The organism is Abyssibacter sp., assembly GCF_964229365.1.
In the GTDB taxonomy this organism is placed as follows: domain Bacteria; phylum Pseudomonadota; class Gammaproteobacteria; order Nevskiales; family OUC007; genus Abyssibacter.
Window position 1 is genome coordinate 13,869 of record NZ_CAXRDQ010000079.1, and the last position, 24,969, is coordinate 38,837.

Sequence of the window (24,969 nt, forward strand, 5' to 3'; positions counted from 1 at the left end):
CTAACCGTCCTTAATTGCGGAATGGGAACTCGAACGCATCGAGCAATGCCCGACCTTCTTCGTTGTTCCGAGCCGTTGTCGTAATCGTGATATCCATCCCCCGCAGCGCATCGACCTTGTCGTAGTCGATTTCCGGGAAGATGATCTGTTCGTTCACACCCATGGTGTAGTTTCCGCGGCCGTCGAACGACTTCGGATTCAGACCGCGAAAATCCCGGATGCGTGGAAGCGCAACGTGCACGAGTCGTTCGAGAAACTCATACATGTGCGCCCGACGCAGCGTGACCTTGGCGCCAATCGGCCAGCCTTCGCGAATCTTGAAGCCGGCGACGGATTTGCGCGCATAGGTCACGATCGGCTTCTGACCGGCGATTTTCGCCATGTCTTCGACCGCGTTCTCCAGAATCTTCTTGTCGGCCACAGCCTCGCCAAGCCCCATGTTCAGGGTGATCTTGACCAGACGCGGTGCTTCCATCACGCCGCAGTCGAGCTTCTTCATCAGCTCTGGGCGTAAGGCCTCATTGTAACGTGTTGCCAGTGTAGACATCGCCCTATCCGTTAGACCTCAACGGCCTTGTCGGTTGACTTAAAGTAGCGCTCCTTCTGGCGCGCATCACCCTCGCCGACCCAGCGGTAGCCCACACGATCACCCTTGCCCGTTTCCGAGTTGTAGAGCATCACGTTGGACACGTGGATTGGCATTTCCTGTTCAACAATGCCGCCAGCCACGCCCGCGTTCGGGTTCGGCTTAACGTGCTTTTTCGCGATGTTGATGCCTTCGACGAGCACACGCTCCTCGGACACGACACGCGAAACCGCACCACGACGGCCTTTGTCCTTACCTGCAATGACGATCACCTCGTCACCTGATTTCAAGCGCCGCATCACAGCACCTCCGGTGCGAGAGAAATGATCCGCATGTACTTCTCACGCAGTTCACGCGTCACTGGGCCGAAGATGCGGGTGCCGATCGGCTCCAGCTTCTGGTTCAGTAGCACCGCGGCATTGGTGTCGAAACGAATCACCGAGCCGTCAGGCCGGCGAACACCACGGCGGGTGCGAACGACCACGGCCGTATGAACCTCGCCTTTCTTGACCTTGCCGCGCGGAATCGCGTCCTTCACCGTCACTTTGATGATGTCGCCGATATGGGCGTAGCGACGGTGCGAACCGCCGAGCACCTTCACGCACATCACGCGACGGGCGCCGCTGTTATCAGCGGCATTCAGCATGCTTTCTGTCTGAATCATCGCTTTCGCCTCGTTAGACGACAGCCGACTCGACGACTTCAACCAGTCGCCATGTCTTCTGTTTGGAGATCGGACGACAGGACACCACGCGGACCAGATCGCCGGCCTTGGCCGAGTTCTCTGCATCATGCGCATGCACCTTGGTGCTGCGGCGGATGTACTTGCCGTACAGCGGGTGCTTTTCACGTCGCTCAACGAGCACCGTGATGGTCTTGTCGCTCTTATCGGACACCACGCGCCCTACGACGGCGTGCTGAACCTTATTTTCTGTCGCTTCAGTCATGACTAGCCAGCCTGTTCAACGGTGGAGCGGGTACTGATTGCGGTTTTGACACGCGCAATGTTCCGCTTCACATCACGAATGCGGTGCATCTGGGTCAGCTGGCCGGTCGCGAGCTGCATGCGCAGGTTGAAATGCTCTCGCGCAAGCGACAGCAACTCGTCCTTCAACTCGGCTTCGCTCTTGGCAGCCAAAGACTTATTAAATTCTGAAGCCTTCATGATCAGAGCACCGTCCGAGATACAAACTGCGTCTGCACAGGAAGCTTCGCTGCGGCCAGGCGGAACGCCTCTCGCGCGATGTCTTCCGGCACACCTTCCATTTCGTAGAGCATCTTGCCGGGCTGGATCTTGGCGACCCAATACTCGACGTTGCCCTTACCTTTACCCATGCGTACTTCGATGGGCTTCTTTGTGACCGGCACGTCCGGGAAAATCCGGATCCAGATCTTGCCGCCACGTTTTACGTGACGGGTCATCGCACGACGCGCGGCCTCAATCTGCCGCGCGGTAATGCGACCACGACCCACAGCCTTTAGGCCGTACTCGCCGAAGCTCACCTTGTTGCCGTTGATCGCCAACCCGCGGTTGCGACCCTTATGTTGTTTGCGGAACTTCGTCCGTTTCGGTTGCATCATGACGTGGGTTCCTGATTACGCAGCCGCCGACTCGTTGGTCGATTCGTCCGGCTTGTTGAACACTTCGCCCTTGAACACCCAAACCTTGATGCCGATCACGCCATAGGTCGTGTGGGCTTCGGCCGTGCCGTAGTCCACGTCGGCACGCAGGGTGTGCAGAGGCACGCGGCCTTCGCGATACCACTCGGTGCGAGCAATCTCGGCACCGTTAAGGCGACCACCGACCTGAATCCGGATACCGCCAGCACCTAGGCGCATCGCGTTACCGACTGCGCGTTTCATCGCGCGGCGGAACATGATGCGGCGCTCGAGCTGCTGCGCGACCGATTCGGCGACCAGCGTGGCGTCGAGTTCCGGCTTGCGGATTTCCTCGACGTTCACGTGAACCGGCACGCCCATGCGCTTGGCGCATTCGGAGCGCAAACGCTCGATGTCTTCACCCTTCTTGCCGATCACGATCCCCGGCCGCGCCGTGTGGATGGTGATGCGCGCAGTCCGCGCGGGACGGTCGATCTGGATGCGGCTCACGGAAGCATGCGACAGCTTCTTCTTCAGAAACTTGCGGACTTCCAGATCCGTCGCCAGCGTGTCGGCATAAGCCTTGCGCTCGGCATACCAGCGCGACTTCCACTCACTCGTGATACCGAGGCGGAAACCAACGGGATGTACTTTCTGACCCATGCTTACTCGTCCCCCACCTGAACGGTGATGTGGCTGTTGCGCTTGGTAATACGATCAGCACGACCGCGTGCACGCGGCTTCACGCGCTTGAAAACCGGCGCCTGGTTAACCCAGATGGCCGAAACCTTCAGCTCGTCAACATCGGCGCCGTCATTGTTCTCGGCGTTCGCGATCGCGGACTCCAAGACCTTGCGGATGATGTGAGCCGCTTTCTTCGGGCTATAGGCCAGCAGGTTCAGCGCGCGTTCCACCGGAAGCCCACGAATCTGGTCGGCGACCAGCGCGGCCTTCTGCGGTGACAGGCGTGCATAGCGGAGTGTGGCTTGCGTGTGCATCGTTACTTCGCCTTTCTGTCCGCAAGATGCCCCTTAAAGGTCCGAGTCGGCGAAAACTCGCCCAACTTGTGACCCACCATGTTGTCCGTCACGAACACCGGCACATGCTGGCGGCCGTTATGGACAGCAATGGTCAGTCCGACCATGTCTGGCGTAACCATGGAACGGCGCGACCAGGTCTTGATCGGACGCTTGACGCGGGCGTCTTGCGTCGCGGCCACTTTCTTGGCCAGATGCCCGTCAACAAACGGGCCCTTCTTTAATGAGCGCGGCACGGCCTAACCTCCTAGCGCTTGTTACGACGGCGCACAATCATGGCGTCCGTCCGCTTGTTCTTCCGAGTCTTCTTACCCTTGGTCTTCACACCCCAGGGCGTCACGGGATGACGGCCACCAGAGGTTCGACCTTCACCACCACCATGCGGGTGATCAACCGGGTTCATGGCAACACCACGCACGGTCGGGCGGATGCCCTTCCAGCGTGTCGCACCCGCCTTGCCCAATGAGCGAAGGCTGTGCTCGGAGTTACCAACCTCGCCAATCGTGGCGCGGCAAGCCGAATGCACCTTGCGCATTTCGCCGGAGCGCAGCCGCAGCGTGGCGTACTCACCTTCGCGAGCCACCAGCTGCGCAGTGCCACCGGCGCTACGCGCAATCTGCGCACCCTTGCCAGGACGCATTTCGATGCAATGCACCTGCGTACCGACCGGGATGTTGCGCAGCGGCAATGCATTGCCCGGCTTGATCGGCGCATCAAAGCCCGACTGCACCTTGTCGCCCACGCTCAGGCCCTTGGGCGCGATCATGTAGCGACGCTCGCCATCGGCGAACAGAATCAATGCGATATGCGCAGAGCGGTTCGGATCGTACTCCAGGCGCTCTACGCGACCCGGCACGCCATCCTTGTTCCGCTTAAAGTCGATAATGCGGTAACGCTGCTTGTGACCACCACCGCGATGACGCGTGGTGATCCGGCCTGCGTTATTACGCCCACCCGACTTGGTTTTCTTTTCCACCAACGCGGCATGCGGCTGACCCTTGTGCAGGTCGGCGTTATGCACCTGGACGACAAAACGTCGACCGGCTGACGTTGGCTTTGCTTTCTTCAATGCCATGGGTCCGCTCCGATTAGCTCAGGCCGACGAAATCGATTTCTTGACCTTCGCCCAGCTGGACGTAAGCCTTCTTGGTGTCTTTCCGACGGCCTTCTACCCGGCCAAAACGCTTGCGCTTGCCCTTGACGACAACCGTGCGCACGGAATTCACCTCGACTTTGAACAGCAGTTCAACAGCCTTCTTGATTTCAATCTTGGTCGCGTCCGTCGCCACTTCAAAAACAGCCTGGTTGTGCTGCTCAGCGACGTTGGTGCTTTTCTCCGACACGATCGGCGCGCGGAGAATATTCATCAGACGTTCCTGGTTCATGCCAGCCACTCCTGGACGCGCTCGACCGCAGCGACACTCATGATCACCTTCTCGGCACCCACGAGTGCTGCAGGGTTCAACGCTGCCGTATCGATTACGTCAACGTAAGGAATATTCCGTGACGCGAGATAAACACCCTCGTCAACGTCTGGCAGCACGACCAATGCACGCGGCGCGCCCAACTCTGCCAACTTAGCGATCAGAGCTTTCGTCTTGGCCGACTCCAACTTGAACTCGTCGACGACAACCAGACGCTCCTGGCGCTGCAGCTCGGAGAGGATCGAGCGCAGACCACCGCGATACATCTTGCGATTGACCTTCTGGGAGAAATCGCGCGGTGTCGCTGCGAAAACCTTCCCGCCACCGGTGAAGATGGGGCTGCGAATCGTACCCGCGCGCGCCCGCCCGGTGCCCTTCTGACGCCACGGCTTACGGCCACCGCCGCGAACATCCGAACGACCCTTCTGCGCCTTCGTGCCCGCACGGCCACCGGCCAGATACGCAACCACGACTTGATGCACCAGCGACTCGTTGAAGTCAGCGCCGAACACGGCATCCGACACGCTGACGCTAGAACCGTTGTGAACTTGAAGATCCATGACTAACCCTTCACCGCCAGACGAACCAAGACATCCGCGCCGGCCGCACCGGGGATCCCACCCTTAACCAGCAGCAGGTTGCGTTCGGCATCAACTCGAACCACTTCGAGGTTTTGCACGGTGACGCGCTTGTTACCCATCTGCCCAGCCATCTTCTTGCCCTTGAACACGCGACCCGGCGTCTGGTTCTGACCAATCGAACCCGGCGCACGATGTGACAGCGAGTTACCGTGCGACATCCGCTGATGGTGGAAGTTGTGGCGCTTGATCGTGCCGGCAAACCCCTTACCGATGGAGATACCCGTCACGTCCACAGTCTGGCCGGCCTCGAACTGGTCAACCTTGACCTCGGCACCGGCCTGCAACCCGTCGAGCTGCTCCGCGCTCGCACGGAATTCCCACACACCGCGACCCGCTTCGGTGCCCGCCTTCTTGAAATGACCCGCCATGGCCTTCGTCACGCGGGTTGCGCGACGCTCACCAATGGTCACCTGCACAGCGGTGTAACCATCCGTCTCGTCACTCTTGATCTGGGTGATCCGATTCGGCTCGACCTCGATCACAGTGACGGGCACGGAAACACCGGCTTCGGTGAACAAGCGCGTCATGCCTCGTTTTTTTCCGACCAGTCCGAAAGACATTGCCGTTTCCTCAGCAGTGCGCGCGATTTCGACAACCGCACGCCCAACAAACAATTAGCGACACAAACGCCTGCCCGCACACGACGGACAAACGTTCAATGATCTGTTTCGTGAAGTGCGCCACCTAAGCAGCTTAACTTCAAGCTCAACTTGCTTCGGACCCCGGACCGTTTCGCTACGCGACGTGCCTGGTGCTTCTTCTGCAAGCCGAATCAAGCGCCGCGGCGCTTGAAACGGGCGCTTGCCGCGCCCTCATCCGGATCGCCCGGACGTGCTGTACCTCCACGGCCATTCCGGCCCGCAGATTAGTTCAGCTTGATTTGTACATCCACACCCGCTGCAAGATCGAGCTTCATCAGCGCATCAACCGTCTTCTCCGTAGGATCGACGATTTCCATCAAGCGCTTGTGGGTGCGAACCTCATACTGATCCCGCGCGTCTTTGTTAACGTGCGGCGAGATGAGTATTGTAAATTTTTCTTTGCGAGTCGGCAAGGGGATCGGACCACGAACCATCGCGCCAGTGCGCTTGGCGGTTTCCACGATCTCACGAGCGGACTTGTCAATCAGGCGATGATCGAAAGCCTTAAGCCGAATTCGGATGTTCTGATTCTGTGCCATGGGTATGCCGTCAGGGGTTAGGGGCGAGGGGTGAGGGGCAGAGGCAGGACCTCTGCCGCCTCGCCCTCACACCTAACCGGATAATTACTTGAGGATCTTGACGACGACGCCCGCACCCACGGTACGGCCACCTTCACGAATCGCGAAGCGCAGACCATCTTCCATGGCGATCGGTGCAATCAACTCGACGTTCAGGTTCACGTTGTCGCCCGGCATGACCATTTCCGTGCCTTCAGCCAGGGTGCACGCACCGGTGACATCCGTCGTACGGAAGTAGAACTGCGGACGGTAGCCCTGGAAGAAAGGCGTGTGACGACCGCCCTCTTCTTTCTTCAGGATGTAGACCTCGGCTTCAAACGCGGTATGCGGCGTAATCGAACCCGGCTTGGCCAGAACCTGGCCGCGCTCGATGTCCTCGCGCTTGGTTCCGCGCAGCAGCACTCCAACGTTGTCGCCAGCGCGACCTTCGTCCAGCAGCTTGCGGAACATTTCCACACCGGTCACCGTCGTCTTTACGGTGTCCTTGATGCCGACGATTTCGATTTCTTCACCGACCTTCACAATGCCGCGCTCGATGCGACCAGTGGCCACGGTGCCGCGACCTGAGATCGAGAACACGTTCTCCACCGGCATCAGGAAGGTGCCATCAATCGCGCGCTCTGGCTCTGGAATGTACTCGTCCAGCGCAGTGATCAGCTTGTCGATGGCCTGGGAGCCGATTTCGGACTCATCACCTTCGACTGCCTTCAGCGCGGAGCCGGTGATGATCGGGGTGTCGTCGCCAGGGAATTCGTAGGCGTCCAGCAGCTCACGAACTTCCATTTCGACCAGCTCGAGCAGCTCCGGATCGTCGACCATATCGGCCTTGTTCAGGAACACGACGATGTAAGGCACGCCAACCTGGCGCGCCAGGAGGATGTGCTCACGCGTCTGCGGCATCGGGCCATCAGCAGCGGACACGACCAGGATCGCGCCGTCCATCTGCGCAGCACCGGTGATCATGTTCTTGACGTAGTCAGCGTGACCGGGGCAGTCAACGTGAGCGTAATGGCGCGCTTCCGACTCATATTCCACGTGAGCCGTGGCGATCGTGATACCGCGAGCCTTCTCTTCCGGCGCGTTATCAATCTGATCGTAGGCACGCTGCTCACCGCCAAACTTCTTGGCCTGGCAAATGGTCAGTGCGGCCGTCAACGTGGTCTTGCCATGGTCAACGTGACCGATGGTGCCGACGTTCACGTGCGGCTTGTTACGCTCGAACTTTTCCTTCGACATGAGTCGGTCCCTTCTTTCTCGAATCTGATAGTAGAGATTACGAAGCCTTCTTCAGACCTTCGGTCACATTCGAAGGTGCTTCTGAGTACTTCTTAAACTGCATGGTGTATGTCGCCCGACCCTGGCTCATGGAGCGCAGATCGGTCGCGTATCCGAACATTTCGGATAACGGCACTTCTGCCGATACGGTTTTTCCGGATGGCGTTTCTTCCATCCCTTGCACGAGCCCGCGACGGCGATTCAAATCACCCATCACGTCACCCATATACTCTTCCGGCGTCACCACGCTGACCGCCATGATCGGTTCCAGCAAGACCGGATCGGCCTTGGCTACACCGTCACGGAAGGCCATGGAGGCGGCAATCTTAAACGCCGTTTCGCTGGAGTCAACCTCGTGATACGAACCATCGAACAACGTGGCCTTCACATCGACCACCGGGTACCCGAGCACGACGCCATTTTGCAGCGACTCCTCGATCCCTTTGCCGACCGCCGGGATGTATTCCCGTGGGACCACACCGCCGACGATCTCGTTCACAAATTCGAAACCGGCACCCGGCTCCCGAGGCTCCAGCCGCACCAGCACGTGACCGTATTGACCCCGGCCGCCTGACTGGCGCACAAACTTTCCTTCCTGCTCGACCGTCTTGCGGATCGTTTCGCGATACGCAACCTGCGGCCGACCCACATTCGATTCCACATTGAACTCACGACGCATGCGATCGACGATGATTTCCAGATGCAGCTCGCCCATGCCGGAAATAATCGTCTGCCCGGACTCTTCGTCCGTATGCACACGAAACGACGGATCTTCCTGAGCCAACTTGCTCAGCGCAACACCCATCTTCTCCTGATCGACCTTGGTCTTCGGCTCTACGGCGATTGAAATCACCGGGTCCGGAAAGTCCATTCGCTCCAGGATCACCGGCTGATCCATGCTGCAAAGCGTGGTCCCGGTCGTTACATTCTTCAGCCCAACAATCGCGCAGATATCGCCCGCGCGCACTTCCTTGATCTCTTCCCGAGAATTGGAATGCATTTGCAGCAGGCGACCGATGCGCTCTTTCTTGCGCTCAATCGGGTTGTACACCGTATCCCCAGATGCCAACACGCCCGAATAAACCCGGACAAATGTCAGCGTACCGACATAAGGATCGGTCGCAATCTTGAAGGCCAGCGCCGCGAACGGCTCCTCATCCGACGGATGCCGTTCGATCAGCTTCGCCTCGTCATCCGGGTCCACGCCATGAATGGCAGGCACCTCGGTTGGCGACGGCATGAATTCAATCACCGCGTCAAGCAGCGCCTGAACGCCCTTGTTCTTGAAGGCCGTGCCGCACAGCGTAAGCACGATCTCGGTAGCGATCACTCTCGCACGCAGCCCTGCCTTGATCTCGGCCAGCGACAAGTCGCCCGCCTCGAGATACTTGTCCATCAGCCCTTCATTGGCCTCGGCAGCAGCCTCGACCATCACCTCGCGCCCCTGGACCGCGGCGGCTTTAAGCGCGTCCGGTATCTCGCGCTCCTGGAAGGTCATGCCAAGGTCATCGGCCTCCCAGTAAATCGCCTTCATCCGCAGCAGATCAACGACGCCCTCGAAGTGATCCTCCGCGCCGATCGGCAACTGAATGGGCACCGGCGCCGCACCCAAGCGCTCCTTGAGCATCTTGATGCAGCGGCCGTAATCCGCGCCGATCTTGTCCATCTTGTTAACGAACACCAACCGCGGAACACGGTACTTGTTCGCCTGGCGCCAGACCGTTTCTGTTTGCGGCTCGACACCGGCATTGGCGTCCAACACGCAGACCGCGCTGTCCAGCACACGCAGCGAGCGTTCGACCTCAATCGTGAAGTCGACATGCCCAGGCGTGTCGATGATATTCAGCCGGTGCTCGTCGTACTGCTTCTCCATGCCCTGCCAGAAGCAGGTCGTCGCCGCAGAGGTAATCGTGATGCCGCGCTCTTGCTCCTGCTCCATCCAGTCCATCGTGGCCGCGCCATCGTGGACCTCACCCATCTTGTGAGACACCCCCGTGTAGAACAGGATGCGCTCGGTCGTTGTCGTCTTGCCGGCATCAATGTGCGCCATGATGCCGAAGTTTCGATAACGATCGATCGGGTGCTTTCTAGCCATGAGAGAGCGCTCGCAGTCAGCCGACTACCAGCGGAAGTGAGAGAACGCGCGGTTGGCTTCGGCCATGCGGTGCGTGTCTTCACGCTTCTTGACAGCGGCGCCCCGGCTTTCCGACGCATCAGCCAGCTCACCCGCCAGACGCGCAGCCATGTCCTTCTCACTACGGCGACGGGCGGCATCGATCAGCCAGCGCATGGCCAGCGTGTTGCGACGAATCGCACGCACTTCGACCGGCACCTGGTAGGTCGCACCACCCACACGGCGAGACTTGACCTCGACCAGCGGACGGACATTCTCCAGAGCAGCGTCGAGAACCTCCATGGGCTCGCCTGAAGGAAGCTGATCCAGGGCACCGTAAACAATGCTCTCGGCGGTCGATTTCTTGCCATCAATCATGATCATGTTGATGAACTTCGACAGCAGCTCGCTCTTGAACTTCGGATCCGGAAGGATGACCCGTTTTTCGGGGGTACGACGACGTGACATACGCCTGACTCCTTAACTCTTCGGACGCTTGGCGCCGTACTTGGAACGACCCTGACGACGAGCCTCGACACCACTGGTGTCCAGCGCGCCGCGCACGGTGTGATAACGAACACCCGGCAAATCCTTCACACGACCACCACGGATCAGTACGACCGAGTGCTCCTGAAGGTTATGCCCCTCGCCACCGATGTAGCTGGTGACCTCAAACCCGTTAGTGAGGCGAACGCGCGCGACCTTACGCAGCGCAGAGTTCGGCTTCTTCGGGGTCGTGGTGTAGACGCGGGTGCATACCCCACGCTTCTGCGGACTGGCCTGCAGAGCCGGGACCGCGTTTTTGACGGGCTTTGCTTGCCGCCCTTTGCGCACTAGCTGATTAATCGTTGGCACAGTCTGGATATCCGAAAAAAGGCCAAAAAATTGACGGAACGGCGAAACCGTCCCGTCTTCGAGAGGGCGCGAATCGTACAGAGTCACCCCAGGGGTGTCAAGACGATCCGCAACCCTTTTAAGGCTTGTCAGCAGACGCTCGCGCGAACCACTGACAAGCCCGTCTTTCTAGGCTTGATCGCCGTCCGTCTCGCCGGTTTGGATCTCGGTTGCGGCGGCGGCTTGAGCCTCTGCGGCCTCAACAGCGGCCGCGTCCTCAAACCCCATGACGAGGTTGCGACGGTCGCGACGGGCCTTGTGGTGCGCCAGGCCCGTGCCCGCGGGGATCAGACGACCCACAATCACGTTCTCCTTCAGGCCACGCAGATCATCGCGAGCGCCCCGCACGGAGGCCTCAGTCAGCACGCGTGTTGTCTCCTGGAAGGAGGCCGCAGAGATGAACGACTCGGTCGACAGGCTAGCCTTGGTAATCCCAAGCAGCAAACGCTCGTACTTCGCTGCGATCAGATCCTCGGACTCCGCCTTGCGGTTGGACTCCAGCACCGTCGACAGCTCGAGCTGCTCGCCCTGCAGCAGCTTCGTGTCACCCGGATCGGCCACTTCAACCTTGCGCAGCATCTGGCGAATGATCACCTCAATGTGCTTGTCGTTGATCGCGACACCCTGGAGGCGGTAGACGTCCTGAATTTCCTTGACCAGGTATTCGGACAAGGCGCTTACGCCGCGCAGACGCAGGATGTCGTGACCGCTAGGCTCACCATCGGAGATGATTTCGCCCTTCTCGACGTGCTCACCTTCGAACACGTTGATCTGCTGCCACTTCGGCACCAGCATGTCGGTCTCGTCGCCGCCACTGGCGACAATCTTGATGCGCTGCTTGCCCTTGGTCCCGGTGCCGAAACGAATCGTACCGGAGGCTTCGGCCAGAACGGCAGGATCCTTCGGCTTGCGAGCTTCGAAGAGGTCAGCCACGCGGGGCAGACCACCGGTGATATCGCGAGACTTCGATGCCTCCTGCGGGATACGCGCCACGACGTCACCGATGACAACGGTCTGGCCGTCTTCAACAACCACAATCGCTTTCGGCGGCAGTGAGTACTGCGCAGGAATATCCGTACCCGGGAATACCATCGGCTCGCCATCGCTGCCGATCAGCTGAATCATCGGGCGCAGGTCCTTACCCGCGGAGCCGCGAGACTTAGGATCGGTGACAACCAGCGTCGAGATGCCCGTCATTTCGTCGACTTCACGCTGGACAGTCAGGCCGTCCTCGAAATCAGCGAACTTCACGGTACCCGCCAGCTCGGTCACGATCGGATGGGTGTGGGGATCCCACTTCGCCATCTGCGCGCCGGAATCCACCGAGTCACCTTCCTGAATCAGGATCGTGGCGCCGTAAGGAATCTTGTAGCGCTCGCGCTCGCGGCCGTGGGCGTCCATGACACCCACTTCGCCGGAACGAGAGACCGCAACGAGATGCCCGTCAGCATGCTGCACCGTCTTGATGTTGTGCAGCTTGGCCTTACCGTCGAACTTGGCTTCTACCCCATCGGTGGCCGCGGCACGAGACGCCGCACCACCCACGTGGAAGGTACGCATCGTCAGCTGCGTGCCAGGCTCACCGATGGACTGGGCCGCGATCACGCCCACCGCCTCACCGATGTTGACGCGATGGCCGCGGGCCAGATCACGCCCATAACAGGAGGCGCAAACACCGAACTGCGTCTTACAGCTAATCGCCGAGCGCACGACAATCTCGTCAACCGACTTCGCTTCGAGCAGGTCCACCCAGCGCTCGTCGATCAGGGTGCCGGCGGCCGCGATCACGTCGTTGCTCGTCGGGTCGATCACGTCCTTGGCAATCGTGCGGCCCAGTACGCGCTCGCCCAGCGGCTCGACCACATCGCCACCTTCGACGATCGGCGTCATCACCACACCTTGGTCGGTGCCGCAATCGACCTCGGTCACGACCACGTCCTGCGCCACGTCAACCAAACGACGGGTCAGATAGCCCGAGTTCGCGGTCTTGAGTGCGGTATCCGCCAGACCCTTACGAGCGCCGTGGGTCGAGATGAAGTACTGCAGAATGTTCAGCCCTTCACGGAAGTTCGCGGTGATCGGGGTTTCGATAATGGAGCCGTCCGGCTTCGCCATCAGGCCACGCATGCCGGCCAGCTGACGGATCTGCGCGGCAGAACCACGCGCACCGGAATCGGCCATCATGAAGATCGAGTTGAACGAAGGAGTCTTGACGGTATTGCCGTCGGCATCCGTCGTCTCCTCGTGCCCAATCTTGTCCATCATCGCGCGAGCCACCTGCTCATTGGCACGCGACCAGACGTCCACGACGCGGTTATACCGCTCACCGCCGGTCACCAGACCAGAGGTGTATTCGTCGTCAATCGCCTTCACTTCGTCGGCCGCCTTGGCGAGGATGACTTCCTTCTCCTCGGGGATGACCATATCGCCCACAGCGATGGAAATACCCGCCTTGGTCGACATCGCAAAACCGGTGTACATCAACTGGTCAGCAAAGACGACGCTGTCCTTGGTGCCGCAGCGACGGTAGCTGGCGTTGATCACTGCGGAGATGGCCTTCTTGGTCATCGCACGGTTGATCATGGCAAACGGCATGCCTTCCGGCAGGACCTCGGACAGCAGTGCACGACCCGCCGTGGTCTCCACGACATGGCGCTTGGCCTGGACAGACCCGTCTTCCTGGTCAATCCAGTCGTCCATGCGGACCTTGACCTTGGCCTGCAGATCCACAATCCCGTTGTCGAACGCGCGACGCACTTCGGCCGGATCAGCGAAGACCATGCCCTCGCCCTTGGCGTTGATACGTTCGCGGCTCATCCAGTAGAGGCCAAGCACAACGTCCTGCGACGGCACGATGATCGGATCACCATTGGCCGGAGACAGGATGTTGTTCGTGGACATCATCAGCACGCGCGCTTCAAGCTGGGCTTCCAGCGACAACGGAACGTGAACGGCCATCTGGTCGCCATCGAAGTCCGCGTTGAACGCGGTGCAAACCAGCGGATGCAGCTGGATCGCCTTACCTTCGATCAACACCGGCTCGAAAGCCTGGATGCCAAGACGATGCAGCGTCGGTGCACGGTTCAGCATGACCGGATGTTCGCGGATGCAGTCTTCCAGGATGTCCCAGACTTCCGCCTCTTCCCGCTCCACCATCTTCTTGGCGGCCTTGATGGTCGAGGCCATCTCAAGACGCTGCAGACGCGAGAAGACGAAGGGCTTGAAGAGCTCCAACGCCATCTTCTTCGGCAGTCCGCACTGGTGCAGCTTGAGCGTCGGACCAACCACGATGACCGAACGGCCGGAGTAGTCGACGCGCTTGCCCAGCAGGTTCTGGCGGAACCGGCCCTGCTTGCCCTTGATCATGTCGGCCAGGGACTTGAGCGGGCGCTTGTTCGAACCCGTGATCGCCCGGCCACGACGGCCGTTGTCGATCAGCGCGTCGACGGCTTCCTGCAACATGCGCTTTTCGTTGCGCACGATGATGTCGGGAGCGGCCAGCTCAAGCAGGCGCTTGAGGCGGTTATTACGGTTGATCACCCGGCGGTAGAGATCATTAAGATCCGACGTCGCGAAGCGACCGCCGTCCAGCGGCACCAGCGGACGCAAATCCGGCGGCAGCACTGGCAGCACGTCCAGGATCATCCAGTCGGGCTTGTTGCCAGAGGTAATGAAGGACTCGATCAGCTTCAGGCGCTTGCCCAGCCGCTTGATCTTGGTTTCGGAACCGGTTGCACCGATGTCCTCACGCAGCTTGGTGGCTTCGGTCGGCAGATCAATGCCACCCAGCAGATCAAGCACGGCCTCCGCGCCCATCTTGGCGACGAACTCGTCGCCGTGCTCTTCGAGAGCCGTGAGGTACTCCTCTTCGGTCAAAATCTGGGCGCGCTCCATCGGCGTCAGGCCCGGATCGATGACCACATGCGCCTCGAAGTACAGCACACGCTCGATGGCGCGCAGCGGCATGTCGAGCAGCAGACCAATACGGGACGGCAGCGACTTCAGGAACCAGATGTGTGCGACGGGCGAGGCCAGTTCGATATGCCCCATGCGTTCGCGACGCACCTTGGCCAAGGTGACTTCCACGCCGCACTTCTCGCAGATTACACCACGGTGCTTCAGGCGCTTGTACTTGCCGCACAGACACTCGTAGTCCTTGATCGGACCGAAGATCTTGGCGCAGAACAAGCCATCACGTTCCGGCTTGAACGTACGATAGTTAATTGTTTCAGGCTTCTTCACCTCACCGAATGACCATGAACGAATGGTTTCGGGAGACGACAGGCCGATCTTGATGGCGTCGAAATCGTCCATCTGATCGGGTTGGCGAAGCAGACTCAGCAAATCTTTCATAACAGCTCCACAAGTGTGGTTAGCAATCGCTCGGGATCGAATTCAGTTCGGATTGAACGCGATCCGGCTGACCATCCAGTGCCGACGAGGCCGTACCCGCGCTCACACGCGGGTACGGCGGACCGTCAGTTGTCCTCTTCCAGCTCGATGTTGAGACCCAACGAGCGGATTTCCTTGACCAGCACGTTGAAGGACTCGGGCATGCCGGCCTCCATGCGATGGTCGCCGTCCACGATGTTCTTGTACATCCGTGTCCGACCGGTCGTGTCATCAGACTTGACCGTCAGCATCTCCTGCAGCGTATAGGCCGCGCCATAGGCTTCCAGCGCCCAGACTTCCATCTCACCGAAGCGCTGGCCGCCGAACTGCGCCTTACCACCCAGCGGTTGCTGCGTGACCAGCGAGTACGGACCGGTGGACCGTGCATGCATCTTGTCATCCACCAGATGGTTGAGCTTGAGCATGTACATGTAGCCAACGGTGACCGGACGCGCGAAAGCGTCTCCGGTTCGGCCATCGAACAGTTCGCACTGGCCGCTTTCCGGCAGGTCTGCCAGGCGCAGCAGCGAGCGGACCTCTTCTTCGGCGGCACCGTCAAACACCGGCGTAGCCGTCGGAACCCCGTTGGAGAGGTTGCGCGCCATCTGATGCACCTCCTCGTCCGTGAACTCTTCCATGTTCACAATCTGGGCACCTTCACCGCTGTAGACCTCACCCAGGAACTTGCGCAGTTCCTGCGTGGCATTGGCGGCTTCCATCATGCGGCCGATCTTCAACCCGACACCCTTGGCAGCCCAGCCCAAGTGCGTTTCGAGAATCTGACCGATGTTCATGCGTGATGGCACGCCCAACGGGTTCAGGACGATGTCCACCGGCGTACCGTCGGCGGCAAAGGGCATGTCTTCAACCGGAACAATCTGGGAGATGACACCCTTGTTTCCGTGACGACCGGCCATCTTGTCGCCCGGCTGGATGCGACGCTTCACGGCCAGATACACCTTGACCATCTTCAGCACGCCCGGAGCGAGCTCGTCACCAGCGGTGATCTTGGTCTTCTTGGACTCGAAGCGCTTGTCGAACTCGACCCGCTGCTCCTCGACCTGCTTGGCCGCCGATTCCAGCTGTGCCTGGGCATCTTCATCCGCCAGGCGGATGTCGAACCACTTCTCGCGCTCCAGCCCGTCGAGGTACTCCTCGGTGACCGTGGAACCCTTTTTCAGCTTGGATGGGCCGCCGTCAGCTTTCGCGCCGACCAGGGCCGTCCGGATGCGAGCGTAGATGTCGTCTTCGAAAATACGCAGCTGGTCGTTGAGATCCTTGCGAACCTGGGCCAGCTCCTCGGCCTCGATCGACAGTGCACGCGAGTCCTTGTCGACACCCTCACGGGTGAAGACGCGCACGTCGATCACGGTGCCGTCGACACTCGGCGGCACGCGCAGGGACGTGTCCTTCACGTCCGAAGCCTTCTCGCCGAAGATCGCACGCAGCAGCTTTTCTTCCGGTGTCAGCTGAGTCTCGCCCTTGGGCGTGACCTTTCCGACCAGAATATCGCCACCCTTGACCTCGGCCCCGATGTGCACCACGCCTGCCTGATCCAGCTTGCGCAGCGCGGCCTCGTTGACGTTCGGAATGTCCTCGGTGATCTCCTCGGGCCCCAACTTCGTTTCGCGAGCGACACAGGTCAGTTCCTCGATGTGGATCGAGGTGAAGCGGTCTTCCTCGACCAGCCGCTCGGAGACGAGGATGGAATCCTCGAAGTTGTAGCCATTCCAGGGCATGAACGCGACCTGGAGATTCTGACCCAGGGCCAGCTCACCCAAATCCGTCGACGGTCCGTCGGCAACCACGTCGCCACGCTCCAGCTTGTCACCCGGCTTCACCAGCGGACGCTGGTTGATGCAGGTGTTCTGGTTGGAACGCTGGTACTTGATCATGTTGTAGATGTCGACGCCCGGTTCGCCCGGAATCGTCTCGTCATCGTTCACACGAATCACGATGCGCGAGGCATCCACCTTGTCGACGACACCGCCACGACGGGCCGTGATCGCCACGCCGGAGTCAACGGCCACGCGGCGCTCAATACCGGTGCCAACCAGCGGCTTTTCGGCACGCAGGCAAGGCACAGCCTGACGCTGCATGTTCGACACCATCAGCGCACGGTTGGCGTCGTCATGTTCCAGGAACGGAATCAACGCGGCGGCGACCGACACGATCTGACGCGGTGAGACGTCCAGATACTGGACCTTCTCAGGCGCCATCAACGTGAACTCGTTCTGGAAACGGCAGGACACGAGATCTGCGACGAAATTGCCCTTGTCGTTCAGGATCGAGTTCGCCTGCGCGATGACGTAGCGCCCTTCCTCGATCGCGGACAGGTATTCGATCTCGTCCGTGACCACGCCATCGTTCACTTTGCGGTACGGCGTTTCGAGGAAGCCGTACTCGTTAGTCCGTGCGTACACAGCCAGCGAGTTGATCAGACCGATATTCGGGCCTTCCGGCGTCTCAATCGGGCAGATACGGCCGTAATGCGTCGGATGCACATCGCGGACTTCAAAGCCCGCGCGCTCGCGGGTCAGACCACCCGGCCCGAGGGCGGACACGCGACGCTTGTGCGTGACCTCCGACAGCGGGTTGTTCTGATCCATGAACTGCGACAGCTGCGAGGACCCGAAGAATTCCTTGATTGCAGCGGCCACCGGCTTGGCGTTGATCAGTTCCTGCGGCATCAGGCCTTCGGATTCGGCCAGCGCCAAGCGCTCGCGAACCGCGCGCTCGACACGCACCAGCCCGGTGCGGAAGGCATTTTCTGCCATTTCACCAACGGAACGGATACGGCGGTTGCCCAGGTGATCGATGTCGTCCGTCTGACCCTTGCCGTTGCGGATCGCAATGATCTCCTTCGCAACGTCGACGATATCGGAGCTGTTGCCCAGCTGTGCGACCAGATCCTTGGAGAACTGATCCTTCTTGCCCTCGAAGTACTGGGCGTCGTACAGCACCGGCGAACCCGTCACTTCATCGCGGCCGATGCGACGGTTGAACTTCATCCGCCCAACAGCAGAGATGTCGTAGCGCTCGGCATTGAAGAACAGGTTATCGAACAGGCCTTCAGCAGCATCCTTGGTCGGCGGTTCGCCGGGACGCATCATCCGGTAGATCTCGACCAGCGCTTCGAGTTGCGTCGACGTCGGGTCAACACGCAGCGTGGTGGAGATGTACGGACCGTTATCGATTTCGTTCGTGTAGAGAACGGGAATGTCCTTGATGCCGGCACCACGCAGGGATTCCAGCGTCTCCGGAATGATCTCGGCATTCGCCTCGACCAGAACCTCGCCGGTTTCCGGATCGATGATGTGGCGCGCGATCGTACGGCCGATCAGGTAGTCCTCGGGGACTTCCAGACGGTCGACACCCGCGTCCTTCAACAACTTGATGTGACGCGCCGTGATCCGACGACCTTCCTCGACAATCACTTCCTTGCCGGACTTGATGTCAAAGGCCGCCGTCTCACCCCGCAGTCGCTCGGGCACCAGATCCAGCTCTGCTCCCTCCTGCGCGAGATGGAACATCGCCGTTTCGTGGAACAGTTCCAGCATCTGCTGGTTGTCATAACCCAACGAGCGGAACAGGATCGTCGCCGGCAGCTTGCGGCGGCGGTCGATACGCACGTACAGGTTGTCCTTCGGATCAAACTCGAAGTCCAGCCAGGAACCACGGTAGGGAATCACCCGCGCGGAATAGAGCAACTTGCCCGAGCTGTGGGACTTGCCCTTGTCGTGGTCGAAGAACACGCCAGGCGAACGGTGCAGCTGCGAAACAATCACGCGCTCCGTGCCATTGATGATGAACGTGCCGTGGTCGGTCATGAGCGGCAATTCGCCCATGTAGACCTCTTGCTCACGCACATCCTTGACGGTCTTGGCCTTGGAATCCTTGTCATAAATGACCAGGCGGACCACAACGCGCAGCGGCGCCGAATAGGTCATGCCACGGATGCGGCACTCCTGCTCGTCAAATACCGGGTTGCCCAGGCGATAACTGACATATTCCAGTGCCGCGCTACCGGAGTAGCTCGTCATCGGGAAGATGGAGTTGAAGGCTGCGTGCAGCCCGGTGACCTGCCGCTGCTCCGGCGGCAGTTCTACCTGCAGGAACTGACGATAGGAATCGATCAGCGTCGCGAGCAGGAAGGGGACTTCCAGCGTGGATTCCAGCTTGCGGAAATCCTTGCGAATTCGCTTCTTCTCGGTGAACGAGTAAGCCATGCGTTACCTCGACTAACGGACCCGGGTGCGCCACACAAATCGGCATTTGCGTGGCCACTGTATTCGCGAGACGGACATTCCGCCGCGCAGTGGCTGAACCCCAACCTGGGGCACCAACCTGAAATTCAACGGCGAAAGGCCGGTGGCCCAACGGCCACCAGCCTTCGCCGGCTGCATGCCTTAAGCGATACGCTCAGGCAACTGCAGTTTGACCAATGAAGCCGCGGCCTCGGTTGGTCACGACGCGTCGCGCCGAACTCACTACTTGAGCTCGACCTTGGCGCCAGCTTCTTCCAACTGCTTCTTGACTTCTTCAGCTTCGTCCTTGGACGCGCCTTCCTTGACGGTCGCCGGAGCGCCTTCGACCATTTCCTTGGCTTCTTTCAGCCCAAGGCCGGTGATGACACGGACGGCCTTAATGGCGCCGACCTTGTTCTCACCAAAGCTGGTCATCACGACGTCGAACTCGGTCTGCTCTTCAGCAGCGGCGGCGTCACCACCCGCAGCCGGGCCAGCGGCCACAGCAACCGGAGCAGCGGCGGACACGCCAAACTTTTCTTCCATCGCGGAAATCAGGTCCACCACGTCCATGACGGACATGTTGGAAATGGTTTCGAGGATGTCTTCTTTGCTAACTGCCATTGTCATTACCTAAAAACGTTGTTGCTAGTGATTATTGAAAAGGCTCAGGCTGCCTGTTTGGCATCGCGTACCGCGGCGATCGTACGGACCAGCTTCGCCTGCGGCTCGGCCAGGGTCCGGACAAACTTCGCGATCGGGGCCTGCATGACACCCAGGAGCATGCCGAGGGCTTGCTCGCGGGTGGGCAGGTCCGCCAAACGGGCGAGATCAGAGGCCGGCAGGCTCTGGCCGCCGACGGAAACCGCCGTGACCTTGAGCTTGTCGTGTCCCTTGCTGAAATCTTTGATCACGCGTGCAGCTGCACCCGGATCTTCCAGCGAGAAACCCAGTACCAACGGGCCGACCAGCGTGTCGTTCAGGCACTCGAATTCAGTGCCGGACAACGCGCGTTTTGCCAAAGTGTTCTTGACGACACGCAAGTACGAACCACCCTCACGGGCGTTCTTGCGCAATTCGTCCATCTCACCGGCGGACAGTCCTCGGTACTCTGCCACCACGGCGGATAACGCCTTGCTGGCAACCTCGTTGACCTCTGCGACCAGGGCCTTTTTGTCTTCCAGTCTTAGTGCCACTTGGAACACACTCCTGGTTGCATCGAACTCCCGACGTGGCGACTGCCACGCCGGCCCTAGTGGGTTGCAACAAACACAACCCGTTCGGTGGCCTTTCCACTATCGCTAGCGTCAGGCAACACCGTCTGCGTGCGCCGGGTCTCCCCATTAAGTTCCATTGCAGGAACACGTCACGGTCTTTGACGGATCTGCCAGCCCGAAAGCCGGCAGCGCCATCAAATTCCTACGCGGCTCGACCCAAGTCGAACCGAAATCTGTATTGATCAGTCGGTCAAGCTGGAATGATCAATGGCCACGCCCGGCCCCATCGTCGTGGAGAGCGTAACCTTCTTGAAATAAACGCCCTTGGACGCCGACGGCTTGGCCTTGCGCAGATCGCGCATCAGCGCCTTCAGATTTTCCGTTAGCGCGGCATTGTCAAACTTCACCGAGCCAATCGCGCAATGAATAATGCCGGCCTTGTCGGTGCGATAACGCGCCTGACCCGACTTGGCATTCTTCACCGCAGTCGCGACATCCGGCGTCACCGTCCCCGTCTTCGGGTTCGGCATCAAACCGCGCGGACCCAGCACCGGACCCAGTGCGCCGACGACGCGCATGGCGTCGGGGCTCGCGATGACGACGTCATAGTTCATGTCGCCGCCCTTCATCGCTTCTGCCAGATCATCCATGCCGACAACATCAGCACCGGCTGCCTGAGCGGCTTCGGCGTTGGCGCCCTGCGTAAACACGGCCACGCGAACGTCCTTGCCGGTTCCGCTCGGAAGAATCGTCGATCCGCGCACAGCCTGGTCGGATTTACGCGCATCGATACCGAGATTGACGGACACATCGACCGACTCGCTGAAACGAGACGTGGCGACTTCGCGCAGGATATCCAGCGCGTCATCCAGTGGATAAACCTTGCCCGCTTCAATCTTGTCGCGGATCAGCTTGCGCTTCTTGGTCAGTTTAGCCATGACTTAAACGCCCTCCGACTCGATGCCCATCGCACGCGCCGAACCGGCGATGGTGCGAACGGCCGCGTCCATGTCCGCGGCGTTGAGATCAGGCCACTTGGTCTTGGCGATCTCTTCGAGCTGCTCACGGGTGATCTTGCCAACCTTCTTGGTGTTCGGAGTCGGACTGCCGGACGTGATGCCCACAGCCTTCTTGATCAGGATGGCCGCCGGCGGCGTCTTGGTGATGAACGTGAAGCTGCGATCGCCATACACCGTGATCACGACCGGCGTCGGCAGACCCGGCTCCATGCTCTGCGTCTGTGCGTTGAACGCCTTGCAGAACTCCATGATGTTCACACCATGCTGACCCAGCGCCGGGCCCACAGGCGGACTGGGGTTGGCCTTGCCTGCAGGTACCTGCAGCTTGATATAGGCCGTAATCTTCTTGGCCATGCTTGATTACCTCTCTTTCAAGGCGGGTACCAACGGCAGGATCACTGCCTCCCCGGGGTTATTGGTGAAAGACGAGATTCCAAGCGTGAGGAAACTCCCTCACACCTGACACCTCGCCCACACCGCTATGCTTTCTCGACTTGCCCGAATTCCAACTCGACCGGCGTGGAGCGGCCAAAGATCAACACCGAGACCCGCAAGCGGTTCTTCTCGTAGTTGACCTCTTCGACCACGCCGTTGAAATCGGCGAACGGGCCGTCGGTGACGCGCACGCCCTCGCCGGCTTCAAACAGCGTCTTCGGCCGAGGCTTATCGACGCTCTCTTCGACGCGATTCAGAATCTGATCTGCCTCACGATCGGAAATCGGCGCCGGGCGGTCACTGGTGCCACCGATAAAGCCGAGGACCTTGGGCACACTCTTGACCAGATGCCAGGTCTCATCGTTCATTTCCATCTGGACCAGCACGTAGCCCGGAAAGAACTTGCGCTCGGTCGTGCGCTTCTGACCTTCGCGAATTTCAACGACCTCCTCCGTTGGCACGAGGATATCGCCGAAAAAGTCGGTTAGCCCGGCGCGCTCGACGCGATCCAGCAACGCTTTGCGGACATGATTTTCATACTGCGAATACGCGTGGACGACGTACCATTTCTTGCTCATGACTACGCCTCCCCTCGGCCGGTCAGTGCCTTAACGCCCCACAGCAGGACTGCGTCCACGCCGTAGAGAAATGCGCCAAGCAACAACACCACCACAAAAATTAGTAACGTGGTCTGCACGGAGTCGCGCCGGGTCGGCCAGACGACCTTACGCAGCTCGACACGGGAACCCCGCACGTAGGACCACATGGTCTTGCCGACCTGCGACTGCATCAGAATCGCGACCGCGGCAGCAACAGCGATCAACAAGCCACCGACGCGTACGGCAACGTTGAATTGCGTTTCAAAATAGTAGAATGCGCCGATTGCGCCGCCGAGCACTAGAACGGCAAGCAAAATCAGCACGTTATCCAGCGCGGAACCGGATTGTGTTTCGTTCGAGCTCATTGAGATCCAGTGTCAGGGCCAGCCAGCCGACGGATGGCAGGGCAGGAGGGTCTCGAACCCCCAACCTGCGGTTTTGGAGACCGCCGCTCTACCAATTGAGCTACTGCCCTAATACGCGTCCGGCGAAAGGGCGCGGATTATACCCTGTCGCGCGCCGAATGAAAGCCCCTTGTTTCGAGATGATTTCGGCGGGGCCGATTGCGCCCACCCATAGGGCAGACAAGGCGTTTCGCTGAGGCAGCCGATTACGCCGAACGAGGCCGCCGATTCGCTTTCCGGGACCTTGCCGCTCACTCAATGACCAGAGCGCAGCGACTTCGTTTGAATTGGGTGCCCACCGCCGGAATCGAACCGGCGTTCAGCCGCTTCGCGTCCAAACGCCACTACAGGCGCCAGGCTTCCACACCCCCGGCTCGCTACGCGAGCCACCCCCTAACTTAGGGGGGAGGTCTCCGATTCGATTTCCGGGACCTTGCCGCTCACTCAACAACCAGAGCGCAGCGACTTCGTTTGAATTTGGTGCCCACCGCCGGAATCGAACCGGCGACCTCACCCTTACCAAGGGTGTGCTCTACCAACTGAGCTAGGTGGGCATTGCATCAGATTGTAGCCCACCAAAGCGGACCGTCTAGGCGATCGCCGAGCAATCGCTACGCCAAGTTGGAGCGGGTGATGGGAATCGAACCCACATCATCAGCTTGGAAGGCTGAGGTTCTACCGTTGAACTACACCCGCCTGTCCAGGCGCACCGCACTGAGTGGACCAAGCTTCTGGTCACCATGCCGGAAGGTGGAGTCTCAATGCCATTTCAGCGGCCAGCGACCGCTAAATTGGTGGAGGGGGCAGGATTCGAACCTGCGAAGGCTGAGCCGACAGATTTACAGTCTGTTCCCGTTGACCGCTTGGGTACCCCTCCGCGGAGCGCGGTATTGTCATGATCGGACACCCCCCCGTCAAGACACACGTGCACGGGTAGAGGCTGCGTCAAAGATCTTTTCGGCATTTGCGGCCAGAAAGTACTTATAGATTCGCGTCGAGCCGTCTTCCGCCTGCAGTGGTCGTCCCGAGTCATCGGTCGCAACTGAGCGCTCAATGATCTCCACAAACTGTCTTTCTGTCTGCGCGATTCCGGTTGCGCCATCATCTTCCAGGACCGGGGTGTCCATGGTCTGCGCCATCGTGGCGGTCTGTCGAAGCTGTGTACCGGGCGCGCCCTGAATCGCCGGCAACATCCGAAACCCGAGAGAGCGCATGTCCTGGGTCATTGCGTCAATGCTTGGATAACCCGCGGCGAGCACATCGATAGTGACGTGATTGAAGTCTGCCCCCAACGCCAGCGCACTGGCCGCTTCGCCCGATACCTCGGCAACGGTATTCAAAACGGCGCGGCGTATTGGCGGGCCCGGACGGGTCAGCAAGGTATCCACCGTCAGCGCAAGCAAACGGTCAGCGTCGACCTTGGCAACACCGCCATTTGCCTCCGCGGCATTCAACAACTCGATCAGTTCGGCGTGGTCCGCTGCTTGCCACGACGATTCGGCATCCTCACGGATCGTCGCGGCAACGCCTTCGGGAAACGCCTCGAAATCCACTTCACTGATGAAGAGTTTGAATTGAGCAGCGTCGTCACCGGGAACCTGAAGATCGAAAGATTCCAGCTTCTTCGCAGGGAAGCTGTAGGTCCGGTCCGGGTACATGTCGAGTTGCGCGGCAACCCGCACCAGCAGGCTGGTCACGCGCGGATCAGCGCTGCGTATCGCGGCGTGATCGTTGCGGAATTGCCCTCCCCGCTCGATCACATGCGCGCGCAGCTTGGCAAAATCGCGAACGCTGCCGACAAACTTTTCGGTCGCCGCCTCGACAAACATGTGCCGCAAGGACGCCCGCGGTACCAGCGATCCGGTCAT

At 60.1% G+C, this 24,969-nt stretch carries 27 protein-coding genes and 4 tRNA genes; all 31 read right to left on the reverse strand.

From position 1 onward, the window contains the following. Positions 1-10: 10 nt before the first annotated feature. Positions 11-547, reverse strand: a complete 537-nt coding sequence (rplE, locus tag ACE1EY_RS13050) for a 50S ribosomal protein L5 (RefSeq protein ID WP_291513273.1) — start codon at positions 545-547, stop codon at positions 11-13. A gap of 11 nt (positions 548-558) precedes the next feature. After that, a complete protein-coding gene (gene rplX / locus ACE1EY_RS13055; RefSeq protein WP_370300369.1) occupies positions 559-885 on the reverse strand; it encodes a 50S ribosomal protein L24 in 327 nt (108 codons plus the stop codon). Beyond that, positions 885-1,250, reverse strand: coding sequence for a 50S ribosomal protein L14 (gene rplN / locus ACE1EY_RS13060; RefSeq protein ID WP_291513275.1), 366 nt, complete (start codon positions 1,248-1,250; stop codon positions 885-887). The genes rplX and rplN overlap by 1 nt, the downstream gene beginning before the upstream one ends. 13 nt (positions 1,251-1,263) lie before the next feature. Further along, positions 1,264-1,533 carry a 30S ribosomal protein S17 gene (gene rpsQ / locus ACE1EY_RS13065; RefSeq protein WP_291513276.1) on the reverse strand — a complete coding sequence of 90 codons (270 nt, stop codon included), beginning with the start codon at positions 1,531-1,533 and terminating at the stop codon, positions 1,264-1,266. A 2-nt stretch (positions 1,534-1,535) separates the two neighbouring features. Then, positions 1,536-1,751: a 50S ribosomal protein L29 gene (gene rpmC / locus ACE1EY_RS13070; RefSeq protein ID WP_291513277.1), complete on the reverse strand. Its 216-nt coding sequence runs from the start codon at positions 1,749-1,751 to the stop codon at positions 1,536-1,538. 2 nt (positions 1,752-1,753) lie between these two features. Continuing rightward, positions 1,754-2,167: a 50S ribosomal protein L16 gene (gene rplP, locus ACE1EY_RS13075; protein ID WP_109720882.1), complete on the reverse strand. Its 414-nt coding sequence runs from the start codon at positions 2,165-2,167 to the stop codon at positions 1,754-1,756. Positions 2,168-2,182: 15 nt separating this feature from the next. Beyond that, positions 2,183-2,848, reverse strand: a complete 666-nt coding sequence (gene rpsC / locus ACE1EY_RS13080) for a 30S ribosomal protein S3 (protein WP_370300370.1) — start codon at positions 2,846-2,848, stop codon at positions 2,183-2,185. Positions 2,849-2,850: 2 nt separating this feature from the next. Next, positions 2,851-3,183 (reverse strand): 50S ribosomal protein L22, encoded by a 333-nt coding sequence (gene rplV / locus ACE1EY_RS13085; protein WP_291513278.1) that lies wholly within the window; start codon positions 3,181-3,183, stop codon positions 2,851-2,853. Between the two features lie 2 nt (positions 3,184-3,185). Then, on the reverse strand, positions 3,186-3,458 hold the full coding sequence (gene rpsS / locus ACE1EY_RS13090) for a 30S ribosomal protein S19 (RefSeq protein ID WP_109720879.1): 273 nt from the start codon (positions 3,456-3,458) through the stop codon (positions 3,186-3,188). An 11-nt stretch (positions 3,459-3,469) separates the two neighbouring features. Then, on the reverse strand, positions 3,470-4,297 hold the full coding sequence (rplB, locus tag ACE1EY_RS13095) for a 50S ribosomal protein L2 (protein WP_370300371.1): 828 nt from the start codon (positions 4,295-4,297) through the stop codon (positions 3,470-3,472). Between the two features lie 13 nt (positions 4,298-4,310). Then, the gene (gene rplW, locus ACE1EY_RS13100; protein ID WP_370300373.1) at positions 4,311-4,607 is read right to left on the reverse strand and encodes a 50S ribosomal protein L23; all 297 of its coding nucleotides are present in this window, start codon (positions 4,605-4,607) and stop codon (positions 4,311-4,313) included. Further along, positions 4,604-5,206: a 50S ribosomal protein L4 gene (rplD, locus tag ACE1EY_RS13105; protein ID WP_370300374.1), complete on the reverse strand. Its 603-nt coding sequence runs from the start codon at positions 5,204-5,206 to the stop codon at positions 4,604-4,606. Before rplD ends, rplW begins: the two co-directional genes overlap by 4 nt. Positions 5,207-5,208: 2 nt before the next feature. Beyond that, positions 5,209-5,847, reverse strand: a complete 639-nt coding sequence (gene rplC, locus ACE1EY_RS13110; RefSeq protein WP_370300375.1) for a 50S ribosomal protein L3 — start codon at positions 5,845-5,847, stop codon at positions 5,209-5,211. A gap of 305 nt (positions 5,848-6,152) precedes the next feature. Further along, a complete protein-coding gene (rpsJ, locus tag ACE1EY_RS13115) occupies positions 6,153-6,467 on the reverse strand; it encodes a 30S ribosomal protein S10 (RefSeq protein ID WP_109720875.1) in 315 nt (104 codons plus the stop codon). 84 nt (positions 6,468-6,551) lie between these two features. After that, positions 6,552-7,742, reverse strand: coding sequence for an elongation factor Tu (gene tuf, locus ACE1EY_RS13120; protein ID WP_370300376.1), 1,191 nt, complete (start codon positions 7,740-7,742; stop codon positions 6,552-6,554). Positions 7,743-7,779: 37 nt separating this feature from the next. Continuing rightward, the gene (fusA, locus tag ACE1EY_RS13125; RefSeq protein WP_370300377.1) at positions 7,780-9,876 is read right to left on the reverse strand and encodes an elongation factor G; all 2,097 of its coding nucleotides are present in this window, start codon (positions 9,874-9,876) and stop codon (positions 7,780-7,782) included. Positions 9,877-9,900: 24 nt separating this feature from the next. After that, a complete protein-coding gene (gene rpsG, locus ACE1EY_RS13130; protein ID WP_370300378.1) occupies positions 9,901-10,362 on the reverse strand; it encodes a 30S ribosomal protein S7 in 462 nt (153 codons plus the stop codon). A gap of 12 nt (positions 10,363-10,374) precedes the next feature. Continuing rightward, positions 10,375-10,749, reverse strand: a complete 375-nt coding sequence (rpsL, locus tag ACE1EY_RS13135; protein WP_370300411.1) for a 30S ribosomal protein S12 — start codon at positions 10,747-10,749, stop codon at positions 10,375-10,377. Between the two features lie 168 nt (positions 10,750-10,917). After that, entirely contained in the window at positions 10,918-15,141 is a 4,224-nt protein-coding gene (gene rpoC, locus ACE1EY_RS13140) for a DNA-directed RNA polymerase subunit beta' (RefSeq protein ID WP_370300379.1), read from the reverse strand. Between the two features lie 125 nt (positions 15,142-15,266). Next, entirely contained in the window at positions 15,267-19,409 is a 4,143-nt protein-coding gene (gene rpoB / locus ACE1EY_RS13145; protein WP_370300380.1) for a DNA-directed RNA polymerase subunit beta, read from the reverse strand. 261 nt (positions 19,410-19,670) lie between these two features. Next, positions 19,671-20,051, reverse strand: a complete 381-nt coding sequence (gene rplL, locus ACE1EY_RS13150; protein WP_370300381.1) for a 50S ribosomal protein L7/L12 — start codon at positions 20,049-20,051, stop codon at positions 19,671-19,673. A 44-nt stretch (positions 20,052-20,095) separates the two neighbouring features. Beyond that, the gene (rplJ, locus tag ACE1EY_RS13155; RefSeq protein ID WP_291513282.1) at positions 20,096-20,623 is read right to left on the reverse strand and encodes a 50S ribosomal protein L10; all 528 of its coding nucleotides are present in this window, start codon (positions 20,621-20,623) and stop codon (positions 20,096-20,098) included. 263 nt (positions 20,624-20,886) lie between these two features. After that, the gene (gene rplA / locus ACE1EY_RS13160) at positions 20,887-21,582 is read right to left on the reverse strand and encodes a 50S ribosomal protein L1 (RefSeq protein ID WP_291513283.1); all 696 of its coding nucleotides are present in this window, start codon (positions 21,580-21,582) and stop codon (positions 20,887-20,889) included. A 3-nt stretch (positions 21,583-21,585) separates the two neighbouring features. Further along, entirely contained in the window at positions 21,586-22,017 is a 432-nt protein-coding gene (gene rplK / locus ACE1EY_RS13165) for a 50S ribosomal protein L11 (protein WP_291513284.1), read from the reverse strand. Between the two features lie 125 nt (positions 22,018-22,142). Continuing rightward, positions 22,143-22,676, reverse strand: a complete 534-nt coding sequence (gene nusG / locus ACE1EY_RS13170) for a transcription termination/antitermination protein NusG (RefSeq protein WP_291513285.1) — start codon at positions 22,674-22,676, stop codon at positions 22,143-22,145. 2 nt (positions 22,677-22,678) lie between these two features. Next, positions 22,679-23,062, reverse strand: coding sequence for a preprotein translocase subunit SecE (gene secE, locus ACE1EY_RS13175; protein WP_291513286.1), 384 nt, complete (start codon positions 23,060-23,062; stop codon positions 22,679-22,681). Positions 23,063-23,096: 34 nt separating this feature from the next. Beyond that, a tRNA-Trp gene (locus tag ACE1EY_RS13180) sits at positions 23,097-23,172 on the reverse strand. A gap of 407 nt (positions 23,173-23,579) precedes the next feature. Next, positions 23,580-23,655 (reverse strand) — tRNA-Thr (locus ACE1EY_RS13185). 68 nt (positions 23,656-23,723) lie between these two features. Beyond that, positions 23,724-23,797, reverse strand: a tRNA-Gly gene (locus tag ACE1EY_RS13190). A gap of 96 nt (positions 23,798-23,893) precedes the next feature. Beyond that, positions 23,894-23,978: transfer RNA gene (locus tag ACE1EY_RS13195), tRNA-Tyr, on the reverse strand. Positions 23,979-24,015: 37 nt separating this feature from the next. Next, positions 24,016-24,969 carry a 2-oxoadipate dioxygenase/decarboxylase family protein gene (locus ACE1EY_RS13200; protein WP_291513287.1) on the reverse strand — a complete coding sequence of 318 codons (954 nt, stop codon included), beginning with the start codon at positions 24,967-24,969 and terminating at the stop codon, positions 24,016-24,018.